This window comes from Rhodoferax lacus, from assembly GCF_003415675.1.
In the GTDB taxonomy this organism is placed as follows: domain Bacteria; phylum Pseudomonadota; class Gammaproteobacteria; order Burkholderiales; family Burkholderiaceae_C; genus Allorhodoferax; species Allorhodoferax lacus.
In genome coordinates, this window is record NZ_QFZK01000005.1 from 133362 (window position 1) to 155646 (window position 22285).

Sequence of the window (22285 nt, forward strand, 5' to 3'; positions counted from 1 at the left end):
CCGCTCAGGCCGTTTCCAGCGCCGCGTTGAAGGTGGCGCTGGGTCGCATGACGGCGTCCACCTTCTTGGTGTCGGGCAGGTAGTAGCCACCGATGTCCACTGCATGGCCTTGCACGGCCTTGAGTTCTTCGGTGATTTTCTGCTCGTTGTCGGTCAGGGCCCGGGCCAGCTTGCTGAAGCGGGCTGCGAGCTCCTTGTCTTCGGTCTGCGCGGCGAGTTCCTGGGCCCAGTACATGGACAGGTAGTACTGGCTGCCACGGTTGTCGAGCTGGCCGGTCTTGGGCGATGGGCCCTTGTTGTTGTCCAGCAGCTTGCCAGTGGCAGCGTCCAGGGTCTTGGCCAAAATTTTGGCCTTGCTGTTGCCGGTCTTGATACCCAGGTCTTCCAGGCTCACTGCCAGGGCCAGGAACTCGCCCAGGGAATCCCAGCGCAGGTGGTTTTCTTCCACCAGCTGTTGCACGTGCTTCGGAGCCGAGCCGCCGGCACCGGTTTCGTACATGCCGCCACCCGACATCAGGGGTACCACGGACAGCATCTTGGCGCTGGTGCCCAGTTCCATGATGGGGAACAGGTCGGTCAGGTAGTCGCGCAGGATGTTGCCGGTGGCGCTGATGGTGTCCAGGCCGCGGATGACGCGCTCCAGCGTGTAGCGCATGGCGCGCACCTGGCTCATGATCTGGATGTCCAGGCCGGTGGTGTCGTGCTCGTGCAGGTACATCTTCACCTTGGTGATCAGCTGCGCTTCGTGCGGGCGGTACTGGTCCAGCCAGAACACCACGGGCATGCCGGAGTTGCGGGCGCGTGTTACGGCCAGCTTGACCCAGTCGCGAATCGCGGCGTCCTTGCACTGGCACATGCGCCAGATGTCACCGGCTTCCACGTTCTGGCTCAAGAGCACTTCGCCAGTGGCTACATCGGTGATGTTGGCCACGCCGTCTTCGGCAATCTCGAAGGTCTTGTCGTGCGAGCCGTATTCTTCGGCCTGCTGGGCCATCAGGCCCACATTGGGCACGGTGCCCATGGTCTTGGGGTCAAAGGCGCCATGCCATTTGCAGAAGTTGATGATCTCCTGGTAGATGCGGGCGAAGGTGGATTCAGGCATCACGGCCTTGACGTCCTTCAGGCGGCCATTGGCGTCCCACATCTTGCCGCCATTGCGGATCATGGCGGGCATGGAGGCGTCCACGATGATGTCGTTGGGCGAGTGGAAGTTGGTAATGCCCTTGGCCGAGTCGACCATGGCCAGCTCGGGGCGGTGCTCGTGGCAGGCGTGCAGGTCGCGCTTGATTTCGTCCTGCTTGCTTTGCGGCAGGCTGGCGATCTTGCCGTACAGATCGGCCATGCCGTTGTTGACGTTGACGCCGAGTTCCTTGAACAGGTCGCCGTGCTTGGCAAATGCGTCCTTGTAGAAGATCTTGACGCAGTGGCCGAACACGATGGGGTGCGACACCTTCATCATGGTGGCCTTGACGTGCAGGGAGAACATCACGCCAGTCTTGCGCGCGTCTTCAATTTCCTGCTCATAGAAGGCTTCCAGGGCCTTTTTGCTCATGAACATGCTGTCAATCACCTCGCGGTCCAGCAGCTTAGTGCTGGGCTTGAGGACAATGGTCTTGCCGCTTTTGGTGATGAGTTCCATCTTGACTTCGCGGGCGCGGTCCAGGGTCATGGACTTTTCACCGTGGTAGAAGTCGCCGCTGTGCATGTGCGACACGTGCGAGCGCGAAGCCTGGCTCCACTCGGCCATGCTGTGCGGGTTCTTGCGGGCAAATTCCTTCACGGCCTTGGGCGCGCGGCGGTCCGAGTTGCCTTCTCGCAGCACCGGGTTGACGGAAGAGCCAATGCACTTGGCATAGCGCGCGCGGATGGCTTTTTCTTCTTCGGTCTTGGGTGCTTCGGGGTAGTCGGGCAGGGCGTAGCCCTTGCCCTGGAGTTCGCGGATGCAGGCAATCAGCTGGCCTACCGAGGCGCTGATATTGGGCAACTTGATGATGTTTGCTTCGGGTTTGAGGGTGAGCTTGCCGAGTTCGGACAGGGTGTCGGGCACACGCTGTGCCTCGGTCAGGCATTCGGGGAAGGCCGCCAGCACGCGCGAGGCCACCGAGATATCGCTGGACACCACCTTGACGTCGGCCGCGGCGGCAAATTTTTGCACGATGGGCAAGAACGCACAGGTCGCCAGCAGGGGCGCCTCGTCCGTCAGGGTGTAAATGATGGTGGATTTGTCGGCGTTCATCGTGGCTTACTCCTTGTGTTCATTGAGCGGGATTTCGCATTGCAGCATTCGATCTTACGTGAGGCGCTTGCACCCTGGCTTACAGCCGGGGGATTCTAGAACCCATTTCTGCGGCTGGAACTGTCCTGCATCAGAGGGCGGACTGGTATCCGGCACTTTGCACACTCAAAAGGTCTTCAGGATGGCCTGGTGCAACGCGGGCGTGATCTCGGGCAGCACGCCAAACCAGGCCTGGAAGGCCGGGCGTGCCTGGTTGAGCAGCATGCCCAGGCCATTCACGGTGGGGTTGCCGCGCAGGCGGGCGGCTTGCAGCAGCGGGGTTTCCAGCGGGATGTAGATGGCGTCCGACACCAGCGCCGTGGTGGGCAGGCGGTCCAGCGCGATGTCCAGATCGGGCTGGCCGTGCATGCCCTGGTTGGTGGTGTTGACCAGCAGGGCCACGTCACTCAGGGCTTCGCTGCGCTCGCTCCAGTCGTAGACCGCAACCGCCGCGCCAAACTCGTCGGCCAGGGCTTGCGCCTTGCTGCGGGTGCGGTTGATCAGGCGGACTTCGGTGGCGCCTTGGTCCAGCAGGCTGAGTACCACGGCGCGCGCTGCGCCCCCCGCGCCCAGCACGGCGGCCGGGCCGGCGTTGGCAGCCCAGTCGGGCTTGGCATCCCGCAGGCTCTGCAGGTAGCCAAAGCCGTCGGTGTTGAAGCCGTGCAGCGCGCCCTCGGGCGTGACCACAATGGTGTTGACCGCGCCCATGCGGCGGGCCAGCGGGTCCACCACGTCCATCAGCTTCATGGCCTCCACCTTGTGCGGGATGGTGACGTTGCAGCCGGCCAGGCCCAGGGCTTTGAGGCCGCGGATGGCGTCTTCCAGCCGGTCGGGCTGCACCGGGAACAGGCCATAGGCGCCTTGAAGGCCGTACTGGCGGATCCAGTGGTTGTGGATGGTGGGCGAGCGGGAGTGGGCCACGGGCCAGCCCATCACGCCTGCCATCACGAATTGGTTTGCCATTTGCGGGTGTCCTTGTATTTTTTGAACTGGCGCCATTATCCAAACAAGCGCGGCCTGTTTGGCACCGGGCCTTTGCGGCCATACTTGGCAGCACCTTTTTGATTGCGCACTTGCGATGACCTCCAGCCCCACAGCTTCTGACGCACCTGTCGCACCCATCACACCCGAGGCCCCCACTTTCTGGCGGGCGTTTGCCTACTGGCTGCGTCTGGGCTTCATCAGCTTTGGCGGACCGGCCGGGCAAATTGCCATCATGCATGAGGACCTGGTAGAAAAGCGCCGCTGGATTTCGGAGCAGCGCTTTCTGCATGCCCTGAACTACTGCATGGTGCTGCCCGGCCCGGAGGCCCAGCAACTGGCCACCTACATCGGCTGGCTGATGCACCGCAAGCGCGGTGGTCTCGTGGCGGGCATGCTGTTTGTGCTGCCTTCGCTATGTATCCTTATTGCACTGTCCTGGGTGTACATGGCCTTCGGGCAGGTGCCTGCGGTGGCCGGAGTGCTGTATGGCATCAAGCCTGCGGTCACGGCCATTGTGGCTGCCGCCGCCTACCGCATTGGTTCGCGGGCCCTGAAGAACCATTGGCTGCGCGCCATTGCCGTGCTGGCCTTTGTGGCCATCTTTGCGCTGGACTTGCCGTTTCCGGTGATCGTGCTGGTGGCGGGTGTGCTGGGCTACCTGGGTGGCCGCTATCGGCCGGCACAGTTTGCAGTGGGCGGCGCGCATGCGGGCGGAACGAAGGCCGCGGGCCCGGCCGTGATCGATGACGCCACGCCCACGCCACCCCACGCCCTGTTTTCCTGGGCCCGCTTTGCCCGGGTGCTGGTGGTCGGGGTGGGGCTGTGGCTGGCCGCTATGGGGGTGCTGGTGGCCTTGTACGGCTGGGACGCCACGCTGTCGCAAATGGCCTGGTTCTTTACCAAGGCCGCGCTGCTGACCTTTGGCGGCGCCTATGCCGTGCTGCCCTATGTGTACCAGGGAGCGGTGGAACACTTTCACTGGCTAAGCCCTTTGCAGATGGTGGACGGCCTGGCCCTGGGTGAGACCACACCGGGGCCGCTGATCATGGTGGTGTCCTTTGTGGGCTTTGTGGGCGGCTGGACGCAGGCCATTTTTGGCAGCGGCTCGCTCCTGCTGGCCGGGGCCGTGGCGGCATCGGTGGTGACCTTCTTCACCTTCCTGCCGTCCTTTGTGTTCATCTTTCTGGGCGGCCCCTTCATCGAGTCCACCCATGGCAACCTGAGGTTCACCGCGCCGCTCACCGGCATCACAGCAGCCGTGGTGGGTGTCATCGTCAACCTGGCGGTGTTCTTTGCCTGGCATGTGCTGTGGCCCACGGGATGGGCCGGGCGCTTCGAGTGGGCGGCTCTGGCCATTGGCGCGGTGGCCGCGCTGGCGCTGTTTCGCTACAAGGTGGGCGTGATCCGGGTGGTGCTGGGGGCGGGTTTGGCGGGACTGGCCTGGCAGCTACTTCGCTAGTCCCGCGGGAAGGGACTCACTCTGGCAAGGCCACGTTGTGCGCACCACCGCTGGAGGAGGGCACCCCGGGCTCGATGGCGTAGTAGTCACCCGCCTCCGCGGTGTAGATGTGGGCGGCAATGTGCAGGCCTTGTGGCGCATCCAGGCTGCCAGCGGCAATCGACACGCGGGGCCCGCCTGTTTCCTCGAAGAACAGGCTGGCGCCACAGACATTGCAAAAGCCGCGCCGGTAGCCCGGCACCGCGCTGTACCACTGCAGGCTGCTCTGCTGCAGCAGCGTAAAGTGCTCCCGCCGGCAGGCCGTGGCCGCCACAAAATGGCCGCTGGTGCGGCGGCACTGCTCGCAGTGGCAGGCAATGATGTCGCGCAGCTTCCCGCTCACCGCATAGCGCACGCCGCCGCAGGCACAGCCGCCAAAAATGTTGGTTGTCATTCAGTTCTCCAAACAGTGCATTAGGGTAATCCTGTTGTGTAAATGAATAGCGGCTCCCTAGAATGTGCTGCAGTGCAGTACATTGGTCTGCAACACAGAACGCTCCAGACAACATGCCAAAAACCGCCAATAAAGAACCCGGCTCCACCGAGCGGATCATCAAGAAGTACCCCAACCGCAGGCTTTACGATACCGACACCTCCAGCTACATCACCCTCACCGAGATCAAGCAACTGGTCATGGACAGCGAGGCCTTTGTGGTGCGCGACGCCAAGACCGGCGATGACCTCACTCGCAGCATCCTGCTACAGATCATCCTGGAAGAAGAAGCCCACGGCTCGCCCATGTTCACCGCGCCGGTGCTCTCCAACATCATCCGTTTCTACGGCCACACCCTGCAGGGCTTTATGGGTGGCTACCTGGAAAAGAACATGCAGGCCCTGATGGACATGCAGTCGCCCGTAGTCAAGGGCGTGATCGGCACCAACATGTTCACGCAGATGCAGGAGCAGATGCAAAAGCAGACCGAGCAGTTTTTGGGCAGTCTGGGCATCAAGCGCTGACCCTTTGAAAAGGTGTCCCCGCAAATGCTGGGACAATCGGGGCATGAGCGAAGCCACCCCATCCACTGTCCCCACCCTGGCCCCGGCCAACAAAATCCCCAAAGTCGGGTTTGCGTCCCTGGGCTGCCCCAAGGCCCTGACCGATTCCGAGCTGATCCTCACCCAGCTCAGCGCCGAGGGTTACCAGACCTCCAAGACTTTCCAGGGCGCTGACATCGTCATCGTCAACACCTGCGGCTTTATTGACGAGGCCGTACAGGAAAGCCTGGACACCATCGGTGAAGCATTGGCCGAGAACGGCCGCGTCATCGTTACCGGCTGCCTGGGCGCCAAGACCAGCAAGGACGGTGGCAACATGGTGCGCGAGCTTCACCCCCGCGTGCTGGCCGTGACCGGCCCGCATGCCACGCAGGAAGTGATGGACGCTATTCATTTGCACCTGCCCAAGCCGCACGATCCGTTTACCGACCTGGTGCCCAACACCTTTGGCGTGGCCGGCATCAAGCTCACGCCGCGCCACTACGCCTACCTGAAGATCAGCGAGGGCTGCAACCACCGTTGCACCTTCTGCATCATCCCTAGCATGCGCGGCGACCTGGTGAGCCGCCCCATTGGCGATGTGCTGACCGAAGCGCGCGCCCTGTTTGAAGGCGGCGTGAAGGAACTGCTGGTGATCAGCCAGGACACCTCGGCCTATGGTGTGGATGTGAAGTACCGCACGGGCTTCTGGGACGGCAAACCGGTCAAGACCCGTATGCTGGATTTGGTGCAGTCGCTGGGCGAACTGGCCGCCCCCTATGGCGCCTGGGTACGCCTGCACTACGTGTACCCCTACCCCAGCGTGGACGCCATCCTGCCGCTGATGGCCAGCGGCCTGGTGCTGCCCTACCTGGACGTGCCTTTGCAGCACAGCCATCCCGATGTGCTGCGCCGCATGAAGCGCCCGGCCAGCGGCGAGAAGAACCTGGAGCGCATCCAGCAGTGGCGCGAAATCTGTCCGCAGCTGGTGGTGCGCAGCACCTTTATTGCCGGCTTCCCTGGTGAGACGGAAGAGGAGTTCCAGCACCTGCTGGACTTTCTGGAAGAGGCGCAAATCGACCGCGCCGGTTGCTTTGCCTACAGCCCTGTGGACGGTGCTGCGGCCAACGAGTTGCCCGGCATGTTGCCACCCGAGGTGCGTGAAGAACGCCGCGCCCGCTTCATGGCGGTGGCCGAGCGTGTCTCCGCCGCCCGCCTGCGCCGCCACATTGGCGCCACCATGCAGGTGCTGGTGGATTCAGCCCCCGGCATGGGCAAAAAGGGCGGCACTGGCCGCAGCTATGCCGACGCGCCGGAGATCGACGGCATCGTGCGCCTGCTGCCACCTGAAAAAATCAGCAAGACGCTGAAGGTGGGTGAATTCACCAAGGCGCGCATTGTGGGCACCGAGGGGCACGACCTGGTGGCGCAGCCTTTCTAGGCTTCGGTGGTCTGTTGTGGCCACGTTCTGACTGTTTCGTACGAACATTCGCCTGCGTGTGGGTGCGCAGGGGAGCCGGGGCGAGCTCCTCATGGTGGAGTACCACAAATCGTCGCCCGCCCCGGCTCCCCTGCTTACAGGTGCGTTGTTGCGTTCATAAGGAAATGCCAATACCGTTTCACTGCTCCTGGTCTTGTGCACTGGTATTCAAGCGTTGCGTTTGCAGGGGGTCGCGCGGCAAGGGGATACGCCGGGCGACGATTTGTGCTCGCACCATGAGGAGTCCGGCGTATCCCCTTGCCGCGCAGCGAGCGAAATAGCCTCACTCTTGCTGCCATGGCGGCCAGAGTCCCGAAGTGACTTCAAACCCTAAGCCTCAACAGCAAAATCAATAAACCCGCGCTCCACATTGGTAGACACCAATCGCACCCGCAACTTGGCGCCAATGGCCGGGCCCGTGCTGACCAGCAGCTTGCCTTCCACCGGCGGATTAAGCAGCCGCACCCACACGCCGTCCGGCGAATTACCGGTGACGATGGCGTTGAACACCTCGCCTGTGCGTGACTCCAGCACCAGCGCCGCATCCGACTTGCGCATGCGCCGCTCCACCTTGCGGGCTGCATCTTCCTGGCGCGTGCAGTGCTGCGCCAGCGTGGCCAGTTCCTCCAGCGAGTACGGCGGCGTCTGGCCTGCCAGGGCGGCCTTGAGCATGCGCGAGGTGATCAGGTCGGGGTAGCGCCGATTCGGCGCCGTGGAGTGCGTGTAGTCGCGAACGGCCAGGCCGAAGTGGCCGATACCTGTTTCGCCCGGCGCCTCCACCACGTACTCGCCCGAACCCATGAGCTTGATGATGACCAGCGACAGGTCGGCAAAGCGCAGCGGGTCGGCTTGGTGGCGCTTGGCCAGAAAGGCTTCCAGGGCCCGGGAGTCCGGGGTGTTGGGCAAGTCCTCGCCGTATTCCTTGGCCACCGCCACAATGCGCAGCCAGCGATCGGGAGAGCGCACCACGCGGCGCAGGGAGCCCGCACCGGATTGACCCAGGTAGCGCGCGTTACAGCCGTTGGCGGCAATCATGAATTCCTCAATCAGCTGGCGGGCGCGGTTTTGCTCCTGCTGGGCGATGCCAACCACCTGCTCGCCTTCGAACAGGGCGCGCGGCGCAAACGTTTCGAATTCCAGCGAGCCTTTGGCGTGGCGCAGAACGCGCATCTTCTGCGCCAGGGCGTCCTGCTGGCGCAGCTGCAAGTCCATGCCCGGCACGCTCTGCGCGGCGACCGGCAGGGGGCCCGAGCCGTCGATCCACAGCGACACCGCGTCATAGGCCAGCTTGGCCTGGTTGTGCACCGTAGCGCGGTACAGCGTGGCCTCCTGCAACTGGCCGTCGCTGGCAAACAGCATGTCGGTCACCACGGCCAGGCGGTCCACACCTGCGCCCAGAGAAGTCAGGTTGGTGGAGAGCCTCTCGGGCAGCATGGGGAAGATGCAGGCCGAGGTGTAGATGGTGGCGGTGTTGGTGCGCGCATGGTCGTCCAGGGCGCTGCCTTTTTTGACCAGGGCATCGACATCGGCAATGGCCACCAGCAGACGCGTGCGGCCGCCTTTCAGCGCTTCGCACACGGTGAGCTGGTCCAGGTCCAGCGAGTCGTCGTTGTCGATGGAGCACCACAGCAGGCTGCGCAGGTCGCGCACGGCAGGGGTGCTGTCGCTTGCCGCGCCCGCAATTGAGGCCAACTCCTGCAGCGCCTGGGCCGAGAAGGCGGTGAGCAACTGGCGCTCGCGCATGGAGGCAATGGCAATGCGAACCAGGTCGCTGCGGTGGTGTGGTGGGCGGGCTCTGAAGGTGGAGGCAGACATGGTCCATTATTGATCTTTGCCATGTGCCCCATGCCTGAATGGAGGCATATTGGGAGCGTGCTGCAACACCGCGCAGGGTAAAGATTTGCTTACCGAAGCCTTTCCCTGTTCCATGTCAGTGACGAAGTGATCGCTTTGCAACAACATAGGCAAAAAGCAAAGTACCCACATGACCCACATTCCGAAGCTGTCCACACTGCGCTGGCAATACGTGGCCGCTGCGCTCGCGCTGGCGGCCGCTGCATTTTTTGTCTTCAGGTGGTGGCAGGGGCCACAGGTTGCGGTCGAGACCGTGCTGCGCCGCGACTTCGTGCAGACCGTGGTGGCCAGTGGCCATGTGCAAAGCCCCAACCGCGTGGATGTGGGTGCGCAGATTACGGCCACCGTGGCCCGCGTGCCTGTGCAGGAGGGCCAAAGCGTGACGGCAGGCACCCTGCTGGTGGAGCTGGGCACCAGTGAACTCAAGGCCACCGAGCGCCAGGCCGAACAGACGCTGGCCCAGGCCCAGGCCAGGTTGCGCCAGCTAAAGGAAGTGCAGGCGCCCGTGGCCGAGCAGGCGCTGCGTCAGGCCCGGGCCAGCCTGGACAATGCCAGCGCCGCCTGGCGGCGCAGCCAGGAGCTGTTTCAAAAAGGCTTCATAGGCCAGGCGGCGCTCGATGACGCCCGCAAGGCCACAGAGCTGGCTGACGCGCAAATGCGTTCAGCCCAAAAGCAGTTGGACACCACGGCCGCGACAGGCAGTGACTACGCTGTTGCCGCAAGCACCGTGGATGGCGCCCGTGCTGCGTTGGATGCAGCCCATGCGCGCACCCAATACGCGACGATTCGCTCGCCGCTGGACGGCGTGCTGATCGCCCGCAATGTGGAGGTGGGCGATGTGGTGCAGGCAGGCAAGGTGCTCATGACCTTGTCGCCCAACGGCCGGACGCAGATCGTGGTGGCCATTGACGAGAAGAACCTGCACCTGATTGCCCTGGGCCAGCAGGCCCTGGTCTCGGCCGACGCGTATCCGAAAACGAAGTTCCAAGCCACGCTGGTCTACATCAACCCGGGTGTGAATGTGCAGACCGGCGCGGTGGACGTGAAGCTGGATGTGGAGCAGCCGCCTGCGGTGCTGCGCCAGGACATGACGGCGTCGGTGGACATCGAGGTGGCGCGCAGGCCGCAGGCCTTGCTGCTGTCGGCGGCTGCCGTGCGCGATGCCGATGGTGCGAGCCCATGGGTGCTGCGCGTGCAAGACGGGCGGGCTGAAAAAGTGAACGTACACCTGGGCTTGCGCAGCGGCGGACAGGTGGAAGTGACAGAGGGCCTGCAGGAGGGCGACGCGGTGCTGACGGGTGCCACCACGGTTCGGCCGGGCAACAGGGTCCGCGCACTGGGCGCGCCTGGTGCAAGGCCCTAGGCAAAGACACAAATTCAGAAGCAAGAACAGACATGTTCACCACCTGGTTGCCCTTCGAGTGGATTGTGGCCATCCGCTTTTTGCGCGAAGGCCGCTTGCAGACCCTGTTCATCATTGCCGGTGTGGCCATTGGCGTGGGCGTGATCGTGTTCATGTCGGCGCTCCTGGCCGGGCTGCAGGGCAACTTCATTCGCCGCATCCTGTCGGCCCAGGCGCACATCCAGCTGGTGCAGCCGCAGCAGGTGACGCGGCCGCTGCGCCTGGGGCGTGATGCACCACCCGGTCAGGTGGAGGGCGCGATTGTGCAGCCGCCGCTGCAACTCACCAAATCCATGGACCAGTGGCAGGCCGTGGTGGCGCAGGTGCGCGCCATGCCGGGCATCAAGGTGGTGTCGCCGCTGGCCAGTGGGCCGGTGCTGGTGGTGCGGGGCAATGCCACCAAGGCCGTCACGGTGTCGGGCATAGAACCCGAGACGTATTTCCGCATCGTCGATTTCAGCGACAAGATCGTGCGCGGTAATCTGCGCCTGACGGGCTCGGACATCCTCATTGGCACCGAGCTCAGCAGCGACCTGGGCGTGGACGTGGGGGACAAGCTGCACGTGACCTCGGCCAGTGGCGCCAGCACGGTGCTGTCCATCGTCGGCGTGTTTGACCTGGGCAACAAGGGCGCCAATCAGCGCAGCACCTTCACCACCTTGCGCATGGCCCAAAGCCTGTTGGACATGCCCGGCGGCGTGACCAGCGTGGAGGTCACCGTGAACGACATTTACGCCGCAGAAACCCTGGCCCAGCGCATTGCGACGGATACCGGCGTGCAGGCCGACAGTTGGATCAAGAGCAGCGCGCAGTTCTTCGCCGCCATCAGCGCGCAGACCACGGCCAACACGGCCATCCGTTTCTTTGTCGGACTGTCGGTGGCCTTTGGCATTGCCAGCGTGCTGGTGGTGGTGGTGGTGCAGAAGTCGCGCGAGATTGGCATTCTGCGGGCCATGGGCATTTCGCGCGGGCAGATCTTGCGGCTGTTCCTGCTGCAGGGTGGCTTGCTGGGGCTGGGCGGCGCCATGGCCGGGTGCGGCATTGGTGCCCTGGCCTTGGTGCTGTGGCAACGGTTTGCCCGCAATGCCGATGGCACGCCGCTGTTTCCCCTGGCGTTTGATCCCAATCTGTTTGCGCTGGCGCTGGTGCTGGCCACGCTGACCGGCTTGCTGGCAGCGTTTGCACCCGCCCTGCGCGCCGCGCGACTCGATCCGGTGGTGGCGATCCGTGGCTGAAGAACCTGTGATGGCTGACGATGTGGTGGTTCAATTGCAAGGCGTGCGCAAGGCCTTCAACCCGGGCACGCCGTTCGAGACCGAGGTGCTGCACGGCATCGACCTCACATTGCGCCGCGGCGAGTTCTGCGCCGTGATGGGGCCCTCGGGCTCGGGCAAGAGCACGCTGCTCAATATCGTGGGCCTGCTGGACCGGCCGTCTGCTGGAAAGTTGCAGATTGCCGGTGAGGAAACCACCACGCTGGAGGATACGGCGCTGACCCGCCTGCGCGGCCACACCATAGGCTTTGTGTTCCAGTACCACCACTTGATCACCGCCTTTACCGCGCTGGAAAACGTGATGATTCCCATGCTGGGCGCAGCAGGTTTCCCGAACGCGCAGATGCGTGCACGCGCCACCGAACTGATTGACAGCGTGGGTCTGACGCCATGGAAGGACAACCTTGCGGGCAATATGAGCGGCGGGCAGCAGCAGCGCGTGGCCATCGCCCGGGCCCTTGCCATGAACCCGGCGGTGCTGCTGGCCGATGAACCCACCGGCAATCTGGACACCAAGAGTGCCGATGCGGTGTTCACCCTGCTGCGCCAGGTGAACCAGGAACACGGCACCACCGTGCTGTTTGTCACCCACAACCCGGAGCTGGCGCGGCGCTGTGACAAGACCATCCAGGTGGTGGATGGAAAGATTATTTAGCCAGGTGATTCGGTGAGCCTTGCTGTCAGTGCGCCGTGCTGTTAGTGCGTCTGGCTGCGCGGCAGCAGCCAGCGGTAAAACCACTGCTTGGCACCTTCCACCATCAGCAGGTACAGCACCAGCAAAACCGTGAGCAAGCCAAAGTAGGCTGGTGGCAGCGGCACAAAGCCGAGCAGCGGTGCCAAGGGCGTGAAGGGCAGGGCCATGGCGGCCACCACCACGCCAAGCGACGTCAGCACCAGCCAGCGATTCGGGTGGCTGCGCAAGGGGTTGCGCCGCGTGCGGATGACAAAGATCACCAGCACCTGGGTGGCAATCGACTCGACAAACCAGCCGGTGTGGAACAAGGCCTCGTCGGCATCGATCAGGCGGATCAGCAGGTAGAACGTCAGGAAGTCAAACAGCGAACTGATGGGTCCGATGGTCAGCATGAAGTTGCGGATGAACGCCATGCTCCAGCGCTTCGGCGCGGCCAGGTCCTCGGAGTCCACATCGTCCAGCGGCAGCGCAATCTCCGACACGTCGTACATCAGGTTGTTGAGCAGAATCTGCAGCGGCAGCATGGGCAAAAACGGCAGGAACACAGTGGCCGCAGCCATGCTGAACATATTGCCGAAGTTGGAGCTGGTGGCCATCATGATGTACTTCATCACATTGCCAAAGGTGCGGCGTCCTTCCAGGATGCCGGCGTGCAGCACCATCAGGTCATGCTCCAGCAGGATCATGGCTGCGGCCTGTTGCGCCACGTCCACCGCGTCCTTGACGGAGATGCCCACATCGGCGGTGTGCAGCGAGGGCGCATCGTTGATGCCGTCACCCAGATAGCCCACCACGTGGCCACGCGCCTTCAGGGCCAGGATGATGCGGTTTTTTTGCGAGGGGTTGACGCGGCAGAACAAATTCACGGACTCCACCCGGGCGCGCAGGGCATCGTCGTTCATGGTCGCAATCTCGGTGCCGGTCAACAGGCCCACAATCGGCACGCCGAGTTGCTCGCACACATGGCGGGTCACACGCTCGTTGTCTCCGGTGACGATCTTCACCGCCACCCCACTGGCCGCCATGGCTTGCAGGGCCAGGCCCGCGCTGGCCTTGGGCGGATCCAGAAAGGCGGCAAAGCCCGCAAACACCAAGGCACTCTCATCCGATACCACCGCGTGCTGCAGGTCGGCGGCGGTGGCACGCCAGGCCACGCCCAACACCCGGAAGCCCTCTTCGCCCAGTTGGTTGAACACGGCGTCGATCTGTGCGCGGGCTGCGCTGTCCAGTGGCAGTTCCCGGCCGTCCGTGGACTCATAGTGGGTGCAGAGTTTGAGGATGTCTTCGGGCGCGCCTTTGACGATCAGCTGGCGCTGGGGTTGCACTTGGGGCTGGGTCTGCCCGTGGCCCGCTGCCAACTGCAGCAGCACCGACACGCGCCTGCGCTCAAAGTCAAACGGTACTTCGTCGACCTTGGTCCAGCCCGTCACGTCCTGCTCGGTGTGCTGCAGGATGGCGTCATCCAGCGGGCTCTTGAGGCCGCTCTCAAAAAAGCTGTTCAGGTAGGCCAGTTGCAGCACGCGTTCACTGGGCTGGCCCATCGCGTCCGTGTGCTTCTCCAGTTTGATGCGGGCTTCGGTCAGGGTGCCGGTCTTGTCGGTGCACAGCACATCCATGGCGCCCATGTCCTGAATGGCAGACGGACGCTTGACGATCACCTGGAGTGCGGCCATGCGCAGCGCACCCTTGGTCAGCGTGACCGACACCACCATGGGCAGCAGCTCGGGTGTCAGGCCCACGGCCAGTGCCACCGCAAACAAAAACGATTCCAGCAGAGGCCGGTGCAGGGCCACGTTCACCAAGAGCGTGAACAGCACCATCAGCAAGGTGAGCCGCATGATGAGCATGCCGAACTGGCGCGTGCCCTGCTCAAAGGCGGTGGGCGGAGCGGTTCTGTTCAGGTCCACTGCAATCTGGCCAATGGCCGTGGCGCTGCCGGTGCGGCCAATCAGCGCTGTGGCCGAACCGCTGACCACCGAGCTGCCCAGAAAGATGCGGTCGCTGGCATCCAGATCCCAGGTGGCGTCCTGGGCCTTGGGTTGGGGCTTGGCCGTGGCTGCTTTCTTCTCGATGGGGAAGGGCTCGCCCGTGAGCTGCGCCTGGTTGACGAAGAAGTCGTGCGCCTCCAGCAGGGTGGAGTCAGCGGGTACCAGACTGCCAGCGGACAGCAACACCACGTCACCCGGCACCAAGTCAAACACGGGCACCTCCATCGGCACGCCATCACGCAAGGCGGAGGCCATCACGGCCACCTGCAGGGCCAGCTTGTCGGCAGCAGCACCTGCCCGGTGGGCTTGCACAAAGTCCAGTGTCACGCTCATGACCACAATCACACCAATGATGAGTGCGCCACTGCGGTCACCCGTCAGTGCCGACAGCGCGCTGGCAGCCAGCAGAATCAGGACGAGGGGATTGCGGAAGTAGGCCAGGAACTGCAGCGCCAAGGCGGTCTGCGTGGATTTTTGCAAGCGGTTGGGACCGTGCTCTTGCAAGAGGCCCTGGGCTTGTTTGCTGGTTAAACCGTTCATGGTCCGGCCAGTGTGAACACAAAAAGAAAAAGGCCTGTGACTTTCGTCACAGGCCTCATCTATTTTGGTGCCCAGAAGAAGACTCGAACTTCCACGATGTTGCCATCGCCAGCACCTGAAGCTGGTGCGTCTACCAATTTCGCCATCTGGGCATCGACTCGAATTATAGCACCCGAAATTGAGCGCTTTTGAGCTGCCACTTCACTTTTTGTAAATTACTTGCGTGCGGCAGATTCACACCACAAGCGCGCAGGTTGCTGAGCAGCCCGCCATGCGCTGTGTCACGTTTCTGGCGCATACTTATAGCCACAAGGAAAACCTGCCTGTCGATTGCCAGCCGTCGCATGCAGTGTGGAGTGTTTGGTTTCTGTGCCAGCGAGGCTGGCCCGGACAGCTCATGAAAGCGAGAGATTTCATTAAAAATATCAGCCAGACCAGCGGCCTGCTGGACGAAGTAGAAGGTATTGTTCAAGGTCACCGCGACGGACACGGTTTCGTGTCCCGTGACGACGGTGCTCCCGACATCTATTTACCCCCCAATGAAATGCGCGCCGTGCTCCACAAGGACCGCGTCAAGGTACGCATAGTCCGCAGTGACCGCAAGGGCAGGCCCGAGGGCCGGGTGGTGGAGATTGTGGAACGTTCCACCCAGCCCATCATTGGCCGCCTGCTGCAGGAAAGCGGTGTCTGGCTGGTCGCCCCCGAAGACAAGCGCTATGGCCAGGACGTGCTGATCCCCAAGGGCGCCACCAGCGTGGCCAAGGCCGGCCAGGTGGTGGTGGTGGAACTGGTGGAGCCCCCGGCCCTGTTTGGCCAGCCGGTGGGGCGCATCAAGGAAGTGCTGGGCGAGGTGGATGACCCTGGCATGGAGATCGAGATTGCCGTGCGCAAGTACAGCGTGCCGCATGAGTTCTCGCAGGCTTGCGTGGCGCTGGCGCGCACACTGCCTGACAGCGTGCGCCCGCAGGACCACGCCAACCGCGTGGACCTGACCGATATTCCCCTGGTCACCATCGACGGTGAAGACGCGCGCGATTTTGACGATGCCGTGTACTGCGAGCCCCACACCAAGGGCCGCGGCCGCAGCGCCACCAAGGGCTGGCGCCTGTTGGTGGCCATTGCCGACGTGAGCCACTATGTGGAGAACGGCAGCGCCATCGACATCGACGCCTATGACCGCGCCACCAGTGTGTACTTCCCGCGCCGGGTGATTCCCATGCTGCCGGAAAAATTGTCCAACGGCCTGTGTTCCCTGAACCCCGAGGTGGAGCGCCTGTGCATGGTCTGCGACATGCTGGTGACCGAAGACGGTGAAGTGGATGCCTACCAGTTCTATCCCGCAGTGATGTGGAGCCATGCGCGCTTTACCTACACCGAGGTGGCGGCCATTCTGGGCAACACGCGTGGACCAGAGGCCATCAAGCGCCGGGACCGTGTGGACGACTTGCTGAACCTGCACGGCGTGTTCCAGGCGCTGACCAAATCGCGCCAGAAGCGCGGCGCGGTGGACTTCGAGACCACCGAGACGCAAATCGTTTGCGACGACAACGGCCGCATCGAAAAAATCATTCCGCGCACCCGCAATGTGGCGCACCGCGTGATTGAAGAGGCCATGCTGGCGGCCAATGTGTGCAGCGCCGACTTCATTGCCCAGAGCAAGCACCCCGGCCTGTTCCGCGTGCACGAGGGCCCCACGCCCGAGAAGAAGGAAATCCTGCGCAACTACCTCAAGGCCACGGGCCTTGGCATGAGCATCAGCGACGACCCCAAGCCGGGCGAGTTCCAGGCCATTGCGCTGGCAACCAAGGACCGGCCGGATGCGCAGCAGATCCACTCCATGCTGCTGCGCTCCATGCAGCAGGCGATTTACACGCCCACCAACAGCGGCCACTTCGGCTTGGCATTTGACGCCTATACCCACTTCACCAGCCCGATCCGGCGCTACCCGGATTTGCTGGTGCACCGGGTCATCAAGGCGACTCTGGCGAAGACGCGCTACCAGTTGCCAGTGCTGCCTACGCCCGGCGAGGCGCATGCCAAGCTGGCGCGCCGCCTGGAAAAAGGTTTGGCCTCCAAGGTCAAGGATCCCACCGAGAAACCACGCAAGGCCAGTGCCGAAGGCCTGGCCTGGCAGGCTGCGGGCCTGCATTGCAGCGCCAACGAGCGCCGTGCCGACGAGGCCAGCCGCGACGTGGAAGCCTGGCTCAAGTGCAAGTACATGCGCGAGCACCTGGGCGAGGAATACGGCGGTGTGGTCAGCTCGGCCACCAGCTTTGGCCTGTTTGTGACGCTGGATGCCATGTACGTCGAAGGCCTGGTGCACATCACCGAGCTGGGGGGCGAGTACTTCCGCTTCGATGAGGCGCGCCAGGAGTTGCGCGGTGAGCGCACCGGCACACGCTATGCCATTGGCACGCGCGTGCGCATCCAGGTGAGCCGCGTGGACCTGGACGGGCGCAAGATCGACTTCCGCCTGGTTAACGAAGGCATGGGGCTGGCCAGCCGTCCACCTGCGGGCGCCGACAAGCCGGTGGCGCGCGAGGGCAAGGCACGTGCGCCTCTGGCGGATCGCTTCGAGCTTGATGGCGGCGGGCGCACGGCTCCCTTCAAGGACGACTCACGCAAGCGGAGCGCGGCCAAATCGGGGCGTGTTGGCAAGTCGGCCTCGGCCAAGTCTTCCGAGCGCCCAGCAGTCGCCTCCAAAAAGGCCGCACGCAAAAAGCGTTAGCCGGTCAAGTCCGGTGGCAGAGTTGCGATGCGCTGAGCACCGTGCCCTGCCACTGGTCTGCTGCTTGGCCATGGCGGTACACCGCTTCGCAGGCCGCCTGCATGGCCGGCCGCCCTGCAGCCAGGTGCGCACCCACCAGCCCGGCCAGAACATCGCCCGTGCCGGCCGTAGCCAGCTTGGCATTGCCGGTGGGATTGATGCGCGGAATGTCCCCGGGCGCTGCAATCACGGTGCCGGAACCCTTGAGCACCACCACGCATTGAAAACGCTCTGCCAGTGACTGGGCGGCGCCCAGTCGGTCTGCCTGCACCACGGCCGCGGTGGTCGCCAGCAGGCGCGCGGCTTCCAGCGGGTGGGGCGTGATCACGGTGTGGCCCGCAGGGCGTTGTGCCAGTTGCTGTTGCAGGACCGGGCTGTGGGCGATGTGGTTCAGGGCATCTGCATCCAGCACCAGTTGTTTGGCGTGGCCCAGAATTAGCGGCAACGATTCGGCAATCGCCTGGCCCCCTCCGCAGCCCGCCACCAGTGTCATGGCGCTCCAGTCCAGGTCGTCGAAGCTGCGGAACATCAGCTCAGGGCATTGCGGGTCCAGCGTTAGTTCGGGCGCGCCCAAGGGGCAGACAAAGACACGGCCGGCTCCCCCATGCAGGGCCGAGCGGGCCGCAAGCAAGGCCGCTCCCGTCATGCCGGGCGCGCCGCCCACGATGCAGACATCGCCAAACGTGCCCTTGTGGCTGGCATGTAGTCGCCGCGTGATGGCCACTGGCCCGGCCAGCAGGGCTTGTGGCGGGCTGCTGTCTTGCACGCCCAAGTCGTTGAACCAGATGTCGCCACAGGCATCCCGCCCGCCACCGGTAAACAGGCCGGGCTTCAGGGTCAAGAGGCTCAGCGTGTGCTGGGCCGTCACATGCATTGGCATTGCAGCACCGGTGTCGGCATCCAGACCGCTGGGCAGGTCCACCGCAATCGTGGGTGTGCTGGCAGCATTCATGCAGGCCACCCAGTCGGCATAGGCACCCTGCAGCGGTCGCAGGGCGCCGATGCCGAACAGGGCGTCCAGGCAGGCGTCAAAGGCCTCTGGCGGGTGGTCGTTGAATGAGACGCCTGCTGCCCGGGCCTTCAACCAGGCCGCATGGGCGTCAGTGGAGGATTTTTCGGGGTCATGCGCCAGGCTCACCACCACCTGCTTGCCCCATTGCTGCAGGTGGGCGGCTGCCTCCAGCCCGTCGCCGCCGTTGTTGCCGGGGCCGCAGGCTACCCAGATCGTCCTGGCATGCGGCACCACGGCAAGTGCGAGGCGGGCCAGGGCCAGGCCGGCGAACTCCATGAGAGACCTGTTGCCAGTGCCTGCCGGGTGACTTCCTTCCAGGGCGCGCGTATGCGCTGAATCCCGCAGCGGCCAGGCGCGGGCACCGGCCGCACCCAAACCCGTGCCGGGCAGGACGCGCTCAGAATTCGTAGACATCGCCTTCACGCGCCAGACGGATGTCCATGCCGGCGGTGTGCTCGGCATTGGCTGCCAGGGCCGCGGCAAACACGGTCTCCAGCGCGTCGTCGCTGCGCGTGGGTTCATGGTGGGTGCAGAACAGCAGCTTGGCGCCTGCCGCCTTAGCCGTGGCCATGCTGCTGCTGTAGGTGCCGTGGCCCCAGCCTTTTTTGCTGGCGTATTCGGCGTCGGTGTAGGAGCTGTCGGCGATCAGCACATCCACGCCCCGCATGGCCTCCACAATCGACTGCGCCTTCTCATCCACAAACATCTGGTAGTCGTCGTAACCCTCCTCGCCGGGTTCGTAGATGTTGTAGGGCGGCTCGTGGTCGCCGGTAAAAAACACCGACTTGCCATCGCATTCCACGCGGTAACCAAAGTCGATCACCGGGTGGTTGAGCAGGCAGGGCGTGACCCTGGCCGAGCCCACCTGCACGGTCTCGTTGGGCATCAGGGTGACGTATTCGATCTTGGCCTTCATCTCCACTTCGCGCACCGGGAAGAAGCTGTATTGCAGTTGCACCTGCATGACCTGCTCGATGCCCTTGCCGCTGACCGGATCAAAGCCGCCGTGCAGGCGCAAGGTGTTGCCGGGAATGAAGTTGGGAATGAACAGCGGCAGGCCCTGGATGTGGTCCCAGTGCGAGTGGGTGATCAGCACGTTGGCAGTCACAGGCAGCTCGGCCAGCAGCATTTGCGAGAGCGGGAAAATGCCGGTGCCGGCATCCAGGATGATGAGCTCGTTGTTGTCCGTGCGAATCTCGATGCAGGTGGTGTTGCCGCCATAGCGCACCGTCTTCGGGCCCGGGCAGGCAATGGATCCACGTACACCCCAAAATCTGACTTTCATAGGCAGGGCCTCACAGTTTGGCGAACAGTTTCGCCTCTTCATACACGGCGGTCAGGTCGCCCATGGAGGCGATGACCTCGTCCAGCGTACCACCCAGGCGTTTTTGCACCGTCAGGGGAAATTCGTCAATGCAGGGGTTGCCACCAAAGCCGAACTTGAGCTTCTTGCTGATCTGGTTGGCACCAAAGACACAGGCAATCATGTCGGTGTCATGCAGGGACTCCAGGCTTTGGTGGCCAATGGTTTCCGTCAGCGCGGGAGCAAAACGCCACTTTTGCACCAGCATGGCCCCCACCACAAAATGGTCGGCGCCTATGTGCTTGTGCAAGGCCAGGTGCAGGGGCATCTCCCGGCTCTGGCTTTCCAGCAGGGCAGCCTTGAATTCATTCGGCATGAACTGTGCAAAAACCACCTTGCCGAAGTCATGTAACAAGCCGCCAATAAAGCAGTCCATGGGGTCGGCATCATTCACCCGGTGGGCCAGTTGCTTGGCCAGGCCGGCCGTGGCCAGCGAGTGCAGCAGGTATTGCTGCACATCGAAACCGGACGGGTTGTCCTTGGGCAACATGCCGATGGCGGCAATACTGAGTGCCAGGTTTTTGATGGTGTTGAAGCCCAGGTACACCACGGCGTGGCCAATGGAGGTGATTTGCTTGGGCAGGCTGTAGTAGGCCGAGTTGACGACCTTGAGAATCTTGACAGTGACCACCGGGTCCTTGTCGATCACGTCGACCAGATCCTTGGGTGTGCTGTTGACGTCACGTGTGAGTTCCAGAATGCGTTGCACACTGCGGGGGAACGCTGGCATGCCATCGACAGCGGAAGCCAGTTTTTGGGAAAGTTCGGGACTCATGGATGGTGCGCTAGGATTATTTGGATTGTGTCAGCTAGGCTCTGCAGCGCCTAACGATATTCAGGATTTGAAACGTGCGGGTTGCACAAGCGCTGTGTCCAGGTCCGCTTGTTTGCCCTGCATCATGTCGGCCAGTATGCGGGCCGAGCCGCAGGCCATGCCCCAGCCGTTGTGACCGTGCGCCAGATTGAGCCAGACGCCAGGACGGGCGCTTTGGCCGACCAAGGGCAGGGCATCGGGAGAGAACACACTGGCGCCTTTCCAGAGCTGCATGCTGCGGCTGAAATCGGCAGCTCCGGGGAAGTGGGTTTGCAGGGTCTGGTAGAGCAAGCGGGTCGTGGCCTCAGGCCTGGACTGCAGCGAGCCGCCCAGTTCTGCACCGCCGGACACCCGCACGCGTGCGCCTATGCGGCTGATGGAAACCCGGCTGTGGCCATCCACCACGGTGCTGCGCGGCGCGTTCAGGGGCTCGCGGATTTGTGCGCTCAAGGAGTAGCTCCACACACGCGTCAGCGGTATCTGCCGCGGTGTGGATGCCAGGAGCGTGGCCGCACCCGTTGCGGCACACAGCACGACCTGGTCAAAGGACTGGGCGCCCAGTAGCTCGGTCTGCACCTGAAGGCCTGCAGACTGAGTCAGAGCTGTCACGGGGGTTGCGAAATGAAAAACCACACCCAGCTCCAGCGCCCGCTCCTTGAGCGCGTGGGCAAACTGGCGGCAATTGCCATGCGCGTCGTTGGGGAAATGAATGGCTGAGTGCAGGGTTACACCCTCGCCCAGGGCCGGCTCCAGCTTGCGCGCTTCTTCTGGCGTCAGAACCTTTGCAGCAATTCCCTGCGCCTTCAGGGCCGCCAGGCGCTCCTGGCTGGCTGTCAGTTCGCGCTCAGAACGAAGAATCAGCAACTGCCCCTGGGACTGTTCAAACACCAGGGCAGCCTGGGTGGCAAGTGTCTGCTGGCGTTGCTGGCTGTAACTTAGCAGGGCCTGTGCAGCGGCAAAGCGCTCCAGATAAGCCTTGGGTGCAGACTTCCAGCCCGCGAGCCAGCGCAGATCGGACAGCGAACTGCTGCGCCCCAGTGCGATGGCCGACGGGGCCAGCCAGGTGCGCAGGCGCGAGGCCTGTGGCCATGGCGCAAAAGCCATGGGGTGCGACAGGCTGGGCGCCTGGTGCCCCGCGCAGGCAAAGCTGGCTTCTTCTGCCACGGCAGCATGGCGCTCGAAAACAGTGACCGCATGACCGTCCAGAGCCAGTTCGTACGCCGTGCAAATGCCGACGACGCCGGCGCCGATTACCGCAATTTTCATGAAAGCCCTAATTTTCCCGATGGGTCAGAACCTTGGCCTGGGGAGTGCCGGGACGGCAGACTCTTCCATGCTAAAATCGAATGGTTGTGCAGGTGGTGC

17 protein-coding genes and 1 tRNA gene are annotated in these 22285 nt (G+C 63.6%); 7 read left to right on the forward strand and 11 right to left on the reverse strand.

Going from position 1 to position 22285, the window contains the following annotated elements:
* Positions 1 to 4: 4 nt before the first annotated feature.
* Together DIC66_RS10525 and DIC66_RS10530 are read right to left on the reverse strand one after the other, a co-directional pair.
* Positions 5 to 2236, reverse strand: a complete 2232-nt coding sequence (locus DIC66_RS10525) for an NADP-dependent isocitrate dehydrogenase (RefSeq protein ID WP_117176867.1) — start codon at positions 2234 to 2236, stop codon at positions 5 to 7.
* A 165-nt stretch (positions 2237 to 2401) separates the two neighbouring features.
* Entirely contained in the window at positions 2402 to 3238 is an 837-nt protein-coding gene (locus DIC66_RS10530; RefSeq protein ID WP_117176869.1) for a shikimate dehydrogenase, read from the reverse strand.
* Between the two features lie 115 nt (positions 3239 to 3353).
* Between DIC66_RS10530 and chrA the strand changes: the two genes are divergently transcribed.
* Positions 3354 to 4718: a chromate efflux transporter gene (gene chrA / locus DIC66_RS10535; protein WP_117176871.1), complete on the forward strand. Its 1365-nt coding sequence runs from the start codon at positions 3354 to 3356 to the stop codon at positions 4716 to 4718.
* 16 nt (positions 4719 to 4734) lie between these two features.
* Here the strand turns inward: chrA and DIC66_RS10540 are convergent, their stop codons facing one another.
* A complete protein-coding gene (locus DIC66_RS10540) occupies positions 4735 to 5151 on the reverse strand; it encodes a GFA family protein (RefSeq protein ID WP_117176873.1) in 417 nt (138 codons plus the stop codon).
* Between the two features lie 113 nt (positions 5152 to 5264).
* On the opposite strand from DIC66_RS10540, the gene phaR reads away from it, so the two are divergent.
* The gene (gene phaR / locus DIC66_RS10545) at positions 5265 to 5714 is read left to right on the forward strand and encodes a polyhydroxyalkanoate synthesis repressor PhaR (protein WP_117176875.1); all 450 of its coding nucleotides are present in this window, start codon (positions 5265 to 5267) and stop codon (positions 5712 to 5714) included.
* A gap of 43 nt (positions 5715 to 5757) precedes the next feature.
* A complete protein-coding gene (gene rimO / locus DIC66_RS10550) occupies positions 5758 to 7173 on the forward strand; it encodes a 30S ribosomal protein S12 methylthiotransferase RimO (RefSeq protein WP_117176877.1) in 1416 nt (471 codons plus the stop codon).
* Between the two features lie 369 nt (positions 7174 to 7542).
* On the opposite strand, the gene DIC66_RS10555 is transcribed toward rimO, so the two are convergent.
* Entirely contained in the window at positions 7543 to 9027 is a 1485-nt protein-coding gene (locus DIC66_RS10555; protein WP_117176879.1) for an RNB domain-containing ribonuclease, read from the reverse strand.
* Positions 9028 to 9196: 169 nt separating this feature from the next.
* Between DIC66_RS10555 and DIC66_RS10560 the strand changes: the two genes are divergently transcribed.
* The 3 genes from DIC66_RS10560 to DIC66_RS10570 are packed head-to-tail and all read left to right on the forward strand — an operon-like array spanning position 9197 to position 12397.
* A complete protein-coding gene (locus tag DIC66_RS10560; protein ID WP_117176881.1) occupies positions 9197 to 10429 on the forward strand; it encodes an efflux RND transporter periplasmic adaptor subunit in 1233 nt (410 codons plus the stop codon).
* A 32-nt stretch (positions 10430 to 10461) separates the two neighbouring features.
* Positions 10462 to 11703: an FtsX-like permease family protein gene (locus tag DIC66_RS10565; protein WP_117176883.1), complete on the forward strand. Its 1242-nt coding sequence runs from the start codon at positions 10462 to 10464 to the stop codon at positions 11701 to 11703.
* Between the two features lie 10 nt (positions 11704 to 11713).
* Entirely contained in the window at positions 11714 to 12397 is a 684-nt protein-coding gene (locus DIC66_RS10570) for an ABC transporter ATP-binding protein (RefSeq protein WP_117177213.1), read from the forward strand.
* 41 nt (positions 12398 to 12438) lie between these two features.
* Here DIC66_RS10570 and mgtA read toward each other — a convergent pair whose 3' ends face one another.
* From mgtA to DIC66_RS23235, 3 genes are all read right to left on the reverse strand, one after another.
* Positions 12439 to 14964, reverse strand: a complete 2526-nt coding sequence (mgtA, locus tag DIC66_RS10575) for a magnesium-translocating P-type ATPase (RefSeq protein ID WP_117176885.1) — start codon at positions 14962 to 14964, stop codon at positions 12439 to 12441.
* A 65-nt stretch (positions 14965 to 15029) separates the two neighbouring features.
* A tRNA-Leu gene (locus DIC66_RS10580) sits at positions 15030 to 15116 on the reverse strand.
* Between the two features lie 11 nt (positions 15117 to 15127).
* Positions 15128 to 15454 (reverse strand): hypothetical protein, encoded by a 327-nt coding sequence (locus DIC66_RS23235; protein WP_233505883.1) that lies wholly within the window; start codon positions 15452 to 15454, stop codon positions 15128 to 15130.
* Here DIC66_RS23235 and rnr point away from each other — a divergent pair.
* Positions 15362 to 17692: a ribonuclease R gene (gene rnr / locus DIC66_RS10585; RefSeq protein ID WP_117176887.1), complete on the forward strand. Its 2331-nt coding sequence runs from the start codon at positions 15362 to 15364 to the stop codon at positions 17690 to 17692. The two genes, DIC66_RS23235 and rnr, sit on opposite strands and share 93 nt — an antisense overlap.
* A gap of 4 nt (positions 17693 to 17696) precedes the next feature.
* Here the strand turns inward: rnr and DIC66_RS10590 are convergent, their stop codons facing one another.
* From DIC66_RS10590 to DIC66_RS10605, 4 genes are read right to left on the reverse strand one after another with little or no spacing between them, the layout of a single operon-like run.
* Positions 17697 to 19157, reverse strand: coding sequence for an NAD(P)H-hydrate dehydratase (locus tag DIC66_RS10590; RefSeq protein ID WP_117176889.1), 1461 nt, complete (start codon positions 19155 to 19157; stop codon positions 17697 to 17699).
* Positions 19141 to 20028: an MBL fold metallo-hydrolase gene (locus tag DIC66_RS10595; protein WP_117176891.1), complete on the reverse strand. Its 888-nt coding sequence runs from the start codon at positions 20026 to 20028 to the stop codon at positions 19141 to 19143. The genes DIC66_RS10590 and DIC66_RS10595 overlap by 17 nt, the downstream gene beginning before the upstream one ends.
* Before the next feature lie 10 nt (positions 20029 to 20038).
* Complete coding sequence (locus DIC66_RS10600) at positions 20039 to 20881, reverse strand: HDOD domain-containing protein (protein WP_117176893.1); 843 nt, start codon at positions 20879 to 20881, stop codon at positions 20039 to 20041.
* Between the two features lie 60 nt (positions 20882 to 20941).
* Positions 20942 to 22186 carry an FAD-dependent oxidoreductase gene (locus DIC66_RS10605; protein WP_117176895.1) on the reverse strand — a complete coding sequence of 415 codons (1245 nt, stop codon included), beginning with the start codon at positions 22184 to 22186 and terminating at the stop codon, positions 20942 to 20944.
* Positions 22187 to 22285 lie beyond the last annotated feature (99 nt).